This is a genomic window from Amycolatopsis decaplanina DSM 44594, from assembly GCF_000342005.1.
Lineage (GTDB): Bacteria > Actinomycetota > Actinomycetes > Mycobacteriales > Pseudonocardiaceae > Amycolatopsis > Amycolatopsis decaplanina.
Genome location: NZ_AOHO01000055.1, coordinates 336,065 through 349,105, shown reverse-complemented (window position 1 = coordinate 349,105; position 13,041 = coordinate 336,065). Strand labels below are relative to the sequence as shown.

12 protein-coding genes are annotated in these 13,041 nt (G+C 69.9%); 10 read left to right on the top strand and 2 right to left on the bottom strand.

All coding sequences use genetic code 11. The features are described 5' to 3' along the window. The first annotated feature begins 74 nt into the window (after positions 1-74). The 4 genes from H074_RS18765 to H074_RS18750 are packed head-to-tail and all read left to right on the top strand — an operon-like array spanning position 75 to position 4,475. The gene (locus H074_RS18765; protein WP_007031622.1) at positions 75-1,112 is read left to right on the top strand and encodes a methionine synthase; all 1,038 of its coding nucleotides are present in this window, start codon (positions 75-77) and stop codon (positions 1,110-1,112) included. Positions 1,113-1,134: 22 nt separating this feature from the next. Beyond that, entirely contained in the window at positions 1,135-1,839 is a 705-nt protein-coding gene (locus tag H074_RS18760) for a hypothetical protein (protein ID WP_039922772.1), read from the top strand. Between the two features lie 10 nt (positions 1,840-1,849). Beyond that, on the top strand, positions 1,850-3,985 hold the full coding sequence (gene ligA / locus H074_RS18755; protein WP_007031620.1) for an NAD-dependent DNA ligase LigA: 2,136 nt from the start codon (positions 1,850-1,852) through the stop codon (positions 3,983-3,985). Next, positions 3,978-4,475 (top strand): GNAT family N-acetyltransferase, encoded by a 498-nt coding sequence (locus tag H074_RS18750; RefSeq protein ID WP_007031619.1) that lies wholly within the window; start codon positions 3,978-3,980, stop codon positions 4,473-4,475. Before ligA ends, H074_RS18750 begins: the two co-directional genes overlap by 8 nt. 72 nt (positions 4,476-4,547) lie before the next feature. Here H074_RS18750 and H074_RS18745 read toward each other — a convergent pair whose 3' ends face one another. Next, a complete protein-coding gene (locus tag H074_RS18745) occupies positions 4,548-5,201 on the bottom strand; it encodes an ACT domain-containing protein (protein ID WP_007031618.1) in 654 nt (217 codons plus the stop codon). Between the two features lie 244 nt (positions 5,202-5,445). On the opposite strand from H074_RS18745, the gene gatC reads away from it, so the two are divergent. From gatC to H074_RS18720, 5 genes are all read left to right on the top strand, one after another. Further along, the gene (gatC, locus tag H074_RS18740) at positions 5,446-5,745 is read left to right on the top strand and encodes an Asp-tRNA(Asn)/Glu-tRNA(Gln) amidotransferase subunit GatC (RefSeq protein ID WP_005162012.1); all 300 of its coding nucleotides are present in this window, start codon (positions 5,446-5,448) and stop codon (positions 5,743-5,745) included. Further along, positions 5,742-7,259, top strand: coding sequence for an Asp-tRNA(Asn)/Glu-tRNA(Gln) amidotransferase subunit GatA (gene gatA, locus H074_RS18735; protein ID WP_007031617.1), 1,518 nt, complete (start codon positions 5,742-5,744; stop codon positions 7,257-7,259). The genes gatC and gatA overlap by 4 nt, the downstream gene beginning before the upstream one ends. After that, positions 7,256-8,761, top strand: coding sequence for an Asp-tRNA(Asn)/Glu-tRNA(Gln) amidotransferase subunit GatB (gatB, locus tag H074_RS18730; protein WP_007031616.1), 1,506 nt, complete (start codon positions 7,256-7,258; stop codon positions 8,759-8,761). The genes gatA and gatB overlap by 4 nt, the downstream gene beginning before the upstream one ends. After that, the gene (locus H074_RS18725; protein ID WP_007031615.1) at positions 8,754-9,263 is read left to right on the top strand and encodes a hypothetical protein; all 510 of its coding nucleotides are present in this window, start codon (positions 8,754-8,756) and stop codon (positions 9,261-9,263) included. Before gatB ends, H074_RS18725 begins: the two co-directional genes overlap by 8 nt. An 84-nt stretch (positions 9,264-9,347) precedes the next feature. Beyond that, entirely contained in the window at positions 9,348-10,754 is a 1,407-nt protein-coding gene (locus H074_RS18720) for a DUF6351 family protein (protein WP_007031614.1), read from the top strand. A gap of 74 nt (positions 10,755-10,828) precedes the next feature. Here the strand turns inward: H074_RS18720 and H074_RS18715 are convergent, their stop codons facing one another. After that, a complete protein-coding gene (locus tag H074_RS18715; protein WP_007031613.1) occupies positions 10,829-12,052 on the bottom strand; it encodes a PQQ-dependent sugar dehydrogenase in 1,224 nt (407 codons plus the stop codon). Between the two features lie 62 nt (positions 12,053-12,114). On the opposite strand from H074_RS18715, the gene H074_RS18710 reads away from it, so the two are divergent. Further along, on the top strand, positions 12,115-13,020 hold the full coding sequence (locus H074_RS18710) for a 2-hydroxyacid dehydrogenase (protein WP_039922873.1): 906 nt from the start codon (positions 12,115-12,117) through the stop codon (positions 13,018-13,020). The last annotated feature ends 21 nt before the right edge of the window (positions 13,021-13,041 follow it).

Here is a 13,041-nt window from a genome sequence, read left to right as displayed (position 1 = left end):
GCAATTGCGTCGAATGTCCGTGTCCTCCCGTGCCCCGCCTCCTCGTCAGGTCGGACCAAGGGGAGAATCCGGGTGTGAACGAACGACCTTGGCCCCTTGGCGCGGCCACCGCGATCGGTTCCCTGCCCGGCACCGAACCGGTCGAGGCCGCTTCGATCGTGTTCGGCGAACTGCCCGATTTTCCCTGTCTGCCCGAACTTCCCGCCCGCGGTGTCGGCGCCGACATGATCGGCCGGACGGCGGCGTTGCTGGTCGACCTCGCCGTCGAGGTGGTGCCGAGCGGCTACCGCGTCACCGCCCGTCCCGGGCACGACCACCGCCGGGCGCTCGACCTGATGAGCTGGGACCTCGACGCGGTCCAGGAGGCGAGGGAGAAGGCGGGTGCCGCGCCGCCGGTGTTCAAGGCGCAGGTCGCGGGTCCGTGGACGCTCGCGGCGAACGTCGAACTCCCGCGCGGGCACCGGATCCTCACCGACCGGGGCGCGCTGCGCGATTTCGCCGAGTCGCTGCTCGACGGGCTGGCCGGGCACGTCGCGGAACTGAGGTCGCGCATCGGCGCGCCGGTGGTGCTCCAGTTCGACGAACCTTCGCTGCCCGCGGTCCTCGGCGGCGATCTCCCGACGGCGTCCGGTTACGGCACCGTTCCCGCGGTGCCCGCGCCGGAGGTCCGCGAACTGCTGTCGACGGTGATTTCCGGTGCGGAGCGCATCACCGGTCAGCCGGTCGCGGTGCACTGCTGCGCCGAAAAGCCGCCGATCTCGTTGCTGCGCGCGGCGGGGGCGAAAGCGATCGCGTTCGACTTCGCCTTGCTGAAGGGCGCTTCGCCCGCGCTGCTCGACGAAATCGGCGAGACGCTGGACTCCGGCACGACGCTGATGCTCGGACTCGTCCCCACGACCGACCCCGGCGCGCCGGTGGAGTTGCGTGACGTGGTCTCGCCCGTGTTCAAACTGGTCGACCGGCTCGGTTTCCGCCGCGACATCCTCGCCGAACGCGTCGTGCCGACTCCCGCGTGCGGGCTCGCGGGCGCCACTCCCGAGTGGATGCGCCGCGCGCTCACGCTCAGCCGTGAGTCGGGCAAGGCATTCACCGAACCGCCTGAAGGCTGGTGAGCGGCGCGGTAGCGTGCCCGTCATGCGTTTGTTCCGCCGTTCCCGCAAGTCCGAGGACGTTCCCGACCCCCGCACCGCCTGGCCGGAGCAGCCGGTCCCCGAGGACGCGGCCGCCGCGGCGGCGACGTTCTGGGAGGCCTGGTTCGCGCTCCTGCCGGAGGTCAGCGCCGCCCTCGGCGACCGCGAACCGCACCGGGTGGAACACGACCTCTGCACCATCGTCGAGGCGCTGCATCCCAGGCTGCATTTCTCCCTCGATCGTGGGCACCGGGCGATCTACTCGCTGGTGCTGACCGGTCAGGAGGATCCGGAACTGCGCCCGTACACAGACGCGTGGAAGGCCGCGGCGCCGCCGGAGGACGCGATCTGGGAGTACCACGATTCCGTGCCGCCGGTCCCCGATCCGAGTGAGGTCACCGTCAACCTCGGCGAGACCCGTATCGCGCTCGCCGACGTCCGGGTGACCGCGAAGGTGGACGAATCAGCCGGACGGGTGGATGTCACCGTGTTCCATCCGCTGATCGAGGAGCTCGCGCCGGAGACCCGGACGACGATGACCTTCCTGCCGCTGGACGCCACGCTGGGTGAGCGTGTCGCGGCCGAACGGCTGGGCAAGGTCGAGCTGGTGAGCGAGGCCGAGGACGGGCAGCTGACCCTGCTGGAACTGCGCGAAGTGATCGGCCGACTCGGCTCGCCGACGTCCGGAAATGTCGGTACCCCCGACTAGGGTTACCCCCGTGAGCAGCGAACTTCCCGAAAACCTCGAGCCCGCGCAGGACGTCACCGACGTGCCTGCCGACGTCCGTGAAAGGCATGCCGAACTGGCGGAGGAGATCCGCGGCCACCAGTTCCGGTACTACGTGCTGGATTCACCGATCGTGTCCGACGGCCAGTTCGACGAGCTGCTCAACGAACTCCAGGCCATCGAGGACGAGCATCCGGGGGTGGTGACGCCGGAGTCGCCGACGCAGAACGTCGGCGGCACGTTCTCGACCGAGTTCGTCGCGCACGACCACCTCGAGCGCATGCTCAGCCTCGACAACGTCTTCGACACCGAGGAGTTCGAAGCCTGGGTCGAGCGGGTCCAGAAGGAGATCGGCGCGACGAAGTACCTCGCCGAACTGAAGATCGACGGGCTCGCGATCAACCTGCTGTACGAGAACGGCCGCCTGACCCGCGCGCTGACCAGGGGCGACGGCCGCACCGGCGAGGACGTCACGCTCAACGTCCGCACGCTGGAGCAGGTGCCGGAGCGGCTGACCGGGACGGACGAGTTCCCGGTGCCCGCGCTGGTCGAGGTCCGCGGTGAGGTGTTCTTCCGCGTCGAGGACTTCCTGGCGCTGAACGCGAAGATGGTCGAGGCGGGCAAGGATCCGTACGCGAATCCGCGCAACACCGCCGCCGGATCGTTGCGGCAGAAGGATCCCAAGATCACGAAGTCCCGCAACCTGCGGATGATCTGCCACGGTCTCGGCAAACGCGAAGGCTTCGAGCCGAAGCGCCAGTCCGAGGCGTACGACGCTCTCGCCGCGTGGGGCCTGCCGGTCTCGCCGCACAGCAAGGTGCTCGGTTCGGGCAAGGAACTGCTGGAGCACATCCGGTACTGGGGCGAGCACCGCCACGACGCCGAGCACGAGATCGACGGCGTCGTCATCAAGGTCGACGAGGTCGCGCTGCAACGCCGCCTCGGCACGACCTCGCGCGCGCCGCGCTGGGCGATCGCCTACAAGTATCCGCCGGAAGAGGCGATCACCACCCTGCTGGACATCCAGGTCAACGTGGGCCGCACCGGGCGGGTCACCCCGTTCGCGGTGATGGAGCCGGTGAAGGTGGCCGGCTCCACGGTGGCGATGGCGACGCTGCACAACCAGGAAGAGGTCAAACGCAAGGGCGTGCTGATCGGGGACAAGGTCGTCATCCGCAAGGCGGGCGACGTCATCCCCGAGGTGCTCGGCCCGGTCGCCGACGCGCGCACCGGTGAAGAGCACGAGTTCGTCATGCCGTTGCGCTGCCCCAGCTGCGACACCGAACTGGCGTATCAGAAGGAGGGCGACATCGACATCCGTTGCCCCAACGCCCAGTTCTGCCCGGCGCAGCGGCGGGAGCGGCTGTTCCACCTGGCGAGCCGGAACGTCTTCGACATCGAGGTGGTCGGGTACGAGGCCGCGGCGGCGCTGCTGGACGCCGGTGTCGTGCACGACGAGGGGGACATCTTCGACCTGGACGAGGAGAAGCTGCTCCAGGTCGAGCTGTTCCGCACCAAGGTGGGAGAGCTGTCGGCCAACGGGCGCAAACTGCTGGAGAACCTGGAAACCGTCAAGGACCGTCCACTGTGGAGGGTCATCGTCGGGCTTTCGATCCGGCACGTCGGCCCGACGGCCGCGCAGGCGCTCGCGAGGGAGTTCGGTTCGCTGGAACGGATCGAGAACGCTTCCGAAGAAGAGCTCGCCGCCGTCGACGGTGTCGGCCCGACCATCGTGCGGGCCGCGAAGGAGTGGTTCGAGGTCGGCTGGCACCGCGAGATCGTCGAGAAGTGGCGCGCGGCGGGCGTGCGGATGGAGGAGGAGCGCGACGAGTCCGTCCCGCGCAACCTCGAAGGCCTGTCCATCGTCGTCACCGGGTCGCTGAACGACTACTCCCGTGACGAGGCCAAGGAGTTCATCATGGCCCGCGGCGGAAAGGCCGCCGGTTCGGTGTCGAAGAAGACGGCGTTCGTCGTCGTCGGCGACGCGCCGGGCACGAAGTACGACAAGGCCGTCCAGCTGAAGGTGCCGGTGCTCGACGAGAACGGCTTCCGCGTGCTGCTGGAAAGCGGCCCCGAGGCCGCGGCCGAGCTCGCGTTGCCGACCGGCGACGAGGAGAGCGGTGAGTGACCTGGAGATCCGGCCCGCCCGGCCCGGGGAACTGAAGACGGTCGGGGAACTCACGCTGGCCGCGTACTCCGCGGAGCGGAACCTCGTCGACGGAGTGGGCTACGCCGCTGAACTCCTTGACGCCGCCCGGCGGGCGGAGCTGGCCGAACTGCTGGTGGCGGTGGACGGGGACGGCACGCTCGTCGGCACGGTCACCATCGCCCGGCCGGGGACCGAGTTCGCCGAGCTGTCCCGCGAGGGCGAACTGGAGTTCCGCATGCTCGGGGTGCTCCCCTCGGCGACCGGACGCGGCATCGGCGAGGCGCTGACCAGGGCGGTCATCGCGCGGGCGCGGGAACTGGCCGCGGACAGGGTGGTGCTGTGCAGCCTGGTGACGATGACGCGGGCGCACCGGCTCTACGAGCGGCTCGGCTTCGTGCGGCTGTCCGAGCGGGACTGGGAACCGCATCCCGGGGTGACCCTGATCGCGTACCGCCTGGAGCTTACGTAGGTACCGCGTTTCGTCCTCTGAATGCTGTGGTCGCACGCGCAAGCACCGCATTCAGAGGACGAAACGCGAAGGTCAGCTGTCCAGCACGACGGCGACGATTCCCGCGAAGTGCGCCAACCGCGCCACCTCGGCGGCCCGGAAGTTCGGCCCGCCCGGCCGCGCGACCAGCAGCGCCTTCCCGGGCTTCCCCAGTGGCGTCGCCGCGAGTTCGGTCCCCAGTTCCTTCCACGTCTCCGGAACCCACGCCTCCTCGGCGTCGAGGATGGTGGCGCGTTCCAGTGGCAGCCACGGCAGGTCGGTGATCGGCGTCTCGGGCGCGGCGTTGGACGACGCCAGCCGCACCGCGCCGGACTCGGCGTGCTCGACGACGACGGCCCAGCCCGCCCGGATGATCCGCGGCACACCTTCGGCGAGGATCTCCAGCCCCGAAGCGGGCTTCGCGGCGATCTCCTCGACCAGTTCGAGCTCGCGATGGGTGTCCAGGACCCCGGCGTACGGGCGGACGGCGTCGACCTCGACACCGTCGACGCTTTCGGCGGCGGTGATCAGCGCGTCCGGCAGCCTGCCGGAGGGGATTTCGACGACGAGGTCGTCGATGGCGACGCCGCCGCCCCGTTCGACCACGTCCACGCTCAGGATGTCGGCGCCGACGGTGCCGAGCGCGGTGGCGACCGCGCCGAGGGTCCCCGGGGTGTCCGGTAATTGGACCCGGATCAGGAACGACACACGCGCCCCTCTCGCCTCAGGCGTTCCAGCCTCGCCGTGGAACGCGCTACGCCGGGCGCCGATTGTGACAGACCGGACGAGGTAATGGGACCCGACGTCCGGGGCGCGGGATAACGAACCAGGCACTCCTTACCCGACATGGGAGCGCAGGCCGCGGCATAACCCAGTCGAGTTCGCCGACGCCGCCACCATAGACTTGCAGCTTCCGACAGAACCCGCACAGCACACCCCGGGAGTCACCCGCGTGCCCAACATTTCCCGCGACGAGGTCGCACACCTCGCCAAGCTGGCCAGGCTTGCCGTCACCGAAGAGGAGCTGGACGTCTTCGCAGGCCAGCTCGACCAGATCCTGGACTCGGTGGCCAAGGTGAGCGAGGTGGCGGGCGAGGATGTCCCGCCCACGTCGCACGCCGTGCCGCTGACCAACGTGTTCCGTGAGGACACGGTCCGACCGGGGCTGACCCAGCAGCAGGCGCTGGCCGGTGCGCCGGCCAGCGAAGAGGGGCGTTTCCGGGTGCCGCGGATTCTGGGAGAAGAACAGTGACCGAACTCATCAAGCTGACCGCCGCCGAACTGGCGGAGAAGATCCAGTCCCGTGAGGTCTCGGCCGTCGAGGTCACCCAGGCCCACCTGGACCGGATCGCCGAGGTCGACGACCACATCCACGCGTTCCTGCACGTCGACACCGAGGGCGCGCTCGAAGCGGCCCGCGCGGTGGACGCCGACGTCGCCGAGGGCAAGGCGCCGAAGTCGGCGCTCGCCGGTGTCCCGCTGGCGCTCAAGGACGTGCTGACCACCAAGGGCATTCCCACCACCGTCGGTTCGAAGACGCTGGAGAACTGGATCCCGCCCTACGACGCCACCGTGACGCGCAAGCTGCGCGAGGCCGGTGTCGTGGTGCTCGGCAAGACCAACATGGACGAGTTCGCGATGGGCTCCTCCACCGAGAACTCCGCGTTCGGCCCGACCCACAACCCGTGGGACCACGCCCGAATCCCCGGTGGCTCCGGCGGTGGCTCCTCGGCGGCCATCGCGGCGTTCGAGGCCGCGATCGCGATCGGCACCGACACCGGCGGCTCGATCCGCCAGCCCGGCGCGGTCACCGGCACCGTCGGCGTGAAGCCGACGTACGGTGGTGTCTCCCGCTACGGTCTCGTCGCCTTCTCGTCGTCGCTCGACCAGGCCGGCCCCTGCGCGCGGACGGTGCTCGACGCGGCCCTGCTGCACGAGGTCATCGCCGGGTACGACCCGATGGACTCGACCTCCATCGACGCGCCGGTCCCGCCGGTGGTCGCCGCGGCCCGCCAGGGCCTGACCGGAGACCTCAAGGGCGTCCGCGTCGGCGTGGTGAAGGAATTCGCCGGCGACGGCTACCAGCCGGGCGTGCTGCGGTCGTTCGAGGCCGCCGTCGAGCAGCTGCGCGCGCTCGGCGCCGAGGTCGTCGAGGTGTCGTGCCCGTACTTCACCTACGCGCTGCCCGCGTACTACCTGATCGCGCCGAGCGAGTGCTCGTCGAACCTCGCCCGGTTCGACGCCATGCGCTACGGCCTGCGCGTGTCCGACGACGGCGCGCACAGCGCCGAAGAGGTCATGTCGCTGACCCGTGAGAAGGGCTTCGGCCCCGAGGTCAAGCGACGCATCATGCTCGGCACGTACGCGCTTTCCTCGGGCTACTACGACGCGTACTACGGCTCGGCGCAGAAGGTCCGCACGCTCATCACGCGCGACTTCGACGCCGCCTTCGAGAAGGTGGACGTGCTGGTCTCGCCGACCACGCCGACCACCGCGTTCAAGATCGGCGAGCGCGTCGACGACCCGATGGCGATGTACCTGTCGGACATCTGCTCCATCCCGGCGAACCTCGCGGGCAATGCCGCGATGAGCGTCCCGAGTGGACTGTCGCACGAGGACGGCCTGCCGGTCGGCCTGCAGATCATGGCTCCCGCGATGGCCGACGACAGGCTGTACCGCGTCGGCGCCGCCTACGAGGTCGCGCGCGACGCCGCCAACGGTGGCTCGCTGGTGCACGAGGTTCCGGAGCTGGGAGGAAAGAAGTGACCGCCGTGGTTGAGTTGATGGACTACGCCGACGTCATCGAGCGGTTCGACCCGGTGCTGGGCCTCGAGGTGCACGTCGAGCTGAACACGAACACCAAGATGTTCTGCGGCTGCGCCAACGAGTTCGGCGGCGAGCCCAACACCAAGGTCTGCCCGACCTGCCTCGGTCTGCCCGGTTCGCTGCCGGTCGTGAACGGCAAGGCGGTCGAGGGCGCGATCCGCATCGGGCTGGCGCTCAACTGCGAGATCGCCGAGTGGTGCCGGTTCGCCCGGAAGAACTACTTCTACCCGGACATGCCGAAGAACTTCCAGACCTCGCAGTACGACGAGCCGATCGCCTTCAACGGCTACCTCGACGTGACACTGGACGACGGTGAGGTCGTGCGCGTCGAGATCGAGCGCGCGCACATGGAAGAGGACACCGGCAAGTCGCTGCACGTCGGCGGCGCCACCGGGCGGATCCACGGCGCCGAGCACTCGCTGCTCGACTACAACCGTGCCGGCGTGCCGCTGATCGAGATCGTCACCAAGCCGATCGAGCACACCGGTGACCGTGCCCCCGAGGTCGCCCGCGCGTACGTGAGCGCCCTGCGGGATCTGCTGCGCGCGCTGGACGTCTCCGACGTCCGCATGGACCAGGGTTCCCTGCGCTGCGACGCGAACGTTTCCCTGATGGCCAAGGACGCGACCGAGTTCGGCACGCGCACCGAGACCAAGAACGTCAACTCGCTGCGCAGCGTCGAGCGCGCCGTGCGCTACGAGATGACCCGCCAGGCGGCGATCCTCGCCGAGGGCGGCTCGATCAAGCAGGAGACGCGGCACTTCCAGGAGGCCGACGGCACCACGTCGTCCGGCCGCACCAAGGAGACCGCCGAGGACTACCGGTACTTCCCGGAGCCCGACCTCGTCCCGATCGCGCCGACCCGTGAGTGGGTCGAGGAGCTGCGCAAGACGCTGCCGGAGATGCCGTCGGAGCGCCGCAAGCGCATCCAGAGCGAGTGGAACCTGACCGACGAGGCGCTGCGCGACCTGCTCAACGTCGGCGCGGTCGATCTGGTCGCCGCCACCGTCGAGGCGGGCGCGACGCCGGACGAGGCCCGCAGCTGGTGGGTCAACACGCTGGCGCAGGAGGCCAACTCCCGTGAGATCGAACTGGCGGAGCTGGCGATCACCCCGGCACAGCTGGCCGAGGTCATCGCGCTGGTCAACGCCGGCGAGCTGACCAACAAGCTGGCCAAGGAGGTCGTGCAGGGCGTTCTCGCCGGCGAAGGTTCGCCGTCCGAGGTCGTCGAGAAGCGCGGCCTGAAGGTCGTCTCCGACGACTCCGCGCTCATCGCGGCGGTCGACGAGGCGCTGGCCGCGCAGCCCGACGTCGCCGAGAAGATCCGCGGCGGCAAGGTGGCCGCGGCCGGGGCGATCGTCGGCGCGGTCATGAAGGCCACCAAGGGCCAGGCCGACGCCAAGCGCGTGCGCGAACTGATCGTCGAGCGAGTCGGTGCCTGATCTCGCTTTGAAGAAGGTCACCTGGCGTGAGTGGCTCGGCCTCGCGGCCGGGCTGCTCGCGCTGGTGGCCTTGTTCCTTCCGTGGACGACGCTGACCGCGTCGCGCCCGGAGATCGAGGACGCGCTGACGACGTTGCCCGCCGGCGACGTCACACGTGACGCGTGGCGTTCGGGTTTCCTCGCCTGGGCGCCACTCTTCCTCCTGTTCCTGCCCGGTCTCGCCGTCGTGCTGTTCGGCCGCGTCGACGCCGTCCGCCGCGCGGGCTTGCCGCATCTGTGGCTGATGGCGGCCATCGGCGCGCTACTGCTGATGGTGCTCGGCTGGACCACCCTCGACTGGCAGTTCGACGCCGACCAGCGCGGGATCCTCTCCGCCGCCGGCATCGAGATCGGGTCCGGCCTCGGCCGTTACCTCGGTCTGGTGGCGGCCGTCTGCTCCACCGTCGTCGCGTTCTTCGACGTCCGGTTCCTGCGTGCCGAGACCCGCACCCGCCGCTCCTGATCATCCCCCGCAAGTAGTCACCTGGTTGCGAAGGGCGGAATACCGCATTGACATGTGACCATTTGGTCACCTAATTTGCCCGGTATGACCTACCTGCGCAGGACACTCGTCACCGTGCTCGTCGCGCTCCTTCTCGGCGCGCTGTTCAGCGCCGCTCCGGCGGCCGCCGAAAACCGTTGGCGTACCCACGAGGGCACGATCGACGGAGCGGACTTCCTGGTCAAAGTGCCGAAACGCTGGAACGGCACGCTGGTGCTCTACAGCCATGGGCTCTATGTGGAACCGTGGAAGCCCGAGCGGATCATGCTGGCCACCCGGCCCGAGACCGAGGAATGGCTGCTCGGCCAGGGCTACGCGCTGGCCGCGTCGAACTACAAAGGCGTCTTCGGGCACGCGATCGAGGAGGCGCTGACCGATCAGATCGCGTTGCTGGACTGGTTCCAGGCCACCGTGGGCAGACCTCGCCGGACCGTCACCAGCGGGATGTCCATGGGCGCCGTGATCTCATTGAAGCTGGCCGAGAACAACCCAGGCCGTTTCGACGGCGTACTGACCCAATGCGGCGAGTACGACGTGAACGGCACGTGGAACAGCGCGCTGGACATGCTTTTCGCGCTCAAGACCCTGTTGGCGCCGGACGCGGACATCGACCTGGTCCGGCCTCGTGATCCGCAGGCCGCGCAGGCGGCGCTCGAAGCCGTCGTGGCCGAGGCGCAGAAGACCGATGCCGGCCGGGCTCGGATCGCGTTGGCCGGAGCGCTGGGCGCCATCCCGGGCTGGGCGCTCGCGCACGAACCGGAGCCGACGGTGCCCGCCGACCGCCTCGCCCAGCAGGCGCTGTGGGTCACCGGGGCCTACCTGTACGGCTACGGACCGGCCGCACGTCCCGAAATCGAGCGCCGGGCCGGTGGGAACCCGTCCTCGAACACCGGGATCGACTATCGGCGTCAGCTCACCCGCTCCACCGGGCTCGATCTGGTCCGGCACGCCTACCGGGCGGGAGGCATGGATCCGGAAGCCGACCTGGACCGGCTCGCCGCGGCCCCGCGGATTTCGGCGGACCCGGAGGCACGTGCGTACCTGCACCGCCACACCGTGGCGCGCGGGACCACGCCGTCACCCGTGCTGACCGCGCACACCACGGGCGACGGCGGCGCTGTCGCGGGGCAGGCCCGGTGGTACGGCGACCAGGTCCGGCGGAATGGTGACCCCGGCCTGCTGCGGCAGACCTACGTCAGCCGGGGCGGTCACTGCTCGTTCAACGCGGCCGAGGAGATCGTCCTGCTGCGCACCCTGCTGTCCCGGGTGGACGACGGCCGCTGGCCGTCCACCGATCCGCGCCGGCTCACCGCCGCCGCGACCGCACTCGGGTCCGCTTACCGGCTCGTGCCGGATCTGTTCGACCCGCAGGGCGGGGAAAAGGCCATGTCGCCGTTGTTCACGCGGTTCACACCGCCGGCCCATCCGCGGCCGTCCAGCGAATCCCGGTGAACTCGATCGGAGGCTGATCCGGCATCGAAAGAGGGCTGAGCCGGATATCGGCCCAGCCCCTTTTCGCATGTCGCTCAGTCCTTGCCGCCCCCGCCGGAACTGGCCGACGGAGTGATGATGATGACGCGGTCGTCGCTCGAAACCGGTGCACCGCCGTCCTTGTTGATCGTCCCGGCGAGCGCGATCTGCGGGTTGACCATGCTCATCGCGGAGAGCCTGCCGAAGGTCTTCGGCGGCTTGCCGACCTTGCCGTCCATGACGACGTTCGGCTTGCCGGTCACCGCTCCGTCCGGGGTGACCGGCAGATTCTGCAGGTTGCCCGCGATCGACGTCGTGATCGAGAGATAGCCGGTGGCGCCGATGAAGTCCGCGCAACCCGCCACACCGGGCTTGTCGGTCCAGCTCCACGCCGGGGTGGTGAGCGGCTGGCCACCGCGAAGCCGGTACAGGACGTCCTTGTCCGCCAGCCTGTCGGTCAGCCACAGCCGGGAACCGGCCTGGTCGCGGCAGATCCCGCCGGGGGAGTGCACACCGGTCGAGAAGACCGCCGAACCCGGCGTGGGGTTGCCCGGAGCCGGTTTGCCCGACGTGTCGATGCGTAGCACCTTCCCGGCCAGCGACGCCGGATCGGCCGCGAGCCCGGGGTTGCCCGCGTCACCGGTGGCGACCAGGAGCGCGCCCTTGGCGTCGGTGCCGAGCGCGCCCCGGTTGCCGGTGGAACCCTTGGGGATGCCGGTCAGCACCGGTTTCGGCGCCTGGCCCTTCGCCAGCCGGACGACCCGGTTGTCGGTCGGGGTGGTGATGTAGGCGAAGACGAGCTGGTCTTCGGCGAAGCCGGGGGAGAGGGCGAGCGAGGTGAGGCCGCCGTCGCCGGAGCCGTCCACGGAGATGGTCGCCCAGTCGGCCGGGTCCTTCTCCGCGGCGGCGAGCAGGATCCGTCCGCTCTTGCGTTCGCCCGCGAGGGCGCTGGGCGCGCTGCCGTCACCGGGAATCGCGGCGACGGCGGCGATGGTGTCCAGGCAGGTCGCGATGACGGCCTTGTCGAAGTCCTTGCACCCCTGCGGCGGCGGGACCGGCGTGGGCGTCTGGTTCGGCCCGTTGCCGCGGCCGGGACCGGCGTCACCCGCTTCACCGCCCGGCCCGATCTGCGGCGGGACCTCGGGGGACGGCGGGTTGACGGGGGTGAATTTCTGGCCGGCGGCGGTATTGTCGAATTCGGCGCAACCGGAAAGCATCAGCGCGCCGCAGGCCAGCATGGCCAGCGGCGCGGTCCATTTCCGCCGGTACCGGGTACGCACGGGCCCAGCCTAGGTGGGCATACGTGAGCCTCAGGTAAGCGGCACTGGATACCGTGGTGATCATGACCGTAACCGTTCTCGTACCCGACGAAGAGGGAGTGGCCGCGCTTTCGGAGATCGAGGGCGTGCGCCCGGTGGTGTACCGCCGCGGGGAGCCGGTGCCCGCCGAAGCCGCGGAGGCCGAAGTCCTCGTGAGCGGTGACCAGCCCAGCGAGGAACTCTGGCGCGAACTGCCGAACGTCAAACTCGTGCAGCTGCTGGTGGCGGGTGCCGAGGACTGGATCGGCAAGGTGCCGGACGGCGTCCTGCTCTCGACCTGTCGCGGCGCGCACGGCGGAAGCTCGGCCGAATGGGTCGTCGCGGTCCTCCTGGCGATTTACCGAGGTCTCGACGGCTTCGCCGACGGCCTGCGGCGGAAGCACTGGGAGCGCCGGACCACCGACACCCTGCAGGGCAAGCGGGCCCTCATCATCGGCGCGGGCGACCTCGGCAGGCATCTGCGCCGACGGCTGGAGACGTTCGACGTGCGCTGCACGATGGTGGGAACGACCGCTCGTGAGGGCGTCCACGGCGCCGACGAGCTCCCCGCCCTGCTGCCCGAACACGACGTCACGGTCTTGATGGTGCCGCTCACGCAGCACACGCGGGGCATGGTCGACGCGGAATTCCTGGCCGCGATGCCGGACGAGGCGATTCTCGTGAACGTCTCGCGAGGACCGGTCGTGGTCACCGACGCGCTCGTCGCGGAACTCGCGTCGGGACGGCTGCGCGCCGCCCTCGACGTGACCGACCCCGAGCCGCTGCCCGGCGGGCATCCGTTGTGGGAGGTGCCGGGACTGCTGCTGACACCGCACGTCGCGGGCGCCGTGAGCGGGAGACGGCAGCGCGCCTACGCGGTGGTGGCCCGGGAGCTGAGCCACTATCTGGGTGGAGAGCTGCCGAAGAACATCGTCCACGGCGAGTACTGATCAGCGTGGCGAGTCTTCGTG

Bases quoted from the DNA above. Each gene is read 5' to 3' on its own strand.
- H074_RS18760 (WP_039922772.1), top strand. From the start codon at position 1,135: ATGCGTTTGTTCCGCCGTTCCCGCAAGTCCGAGGACGTTCCCGACCCC.
- H074_RS18720 (WP_007031614.1), top strand. From the start codon at position 9,348: ATGACCTACCTGCGCAGGACACTCGTCACCGTGCTCGTCGCGCTCCTT.
- H074_RS18710 (WP_039922873.1), top strand. From the start codon at position 12,115: ATGACCGTAACCGTTCTCGTACCCGACGAAGAGGGAGTGGCCGCGCTT.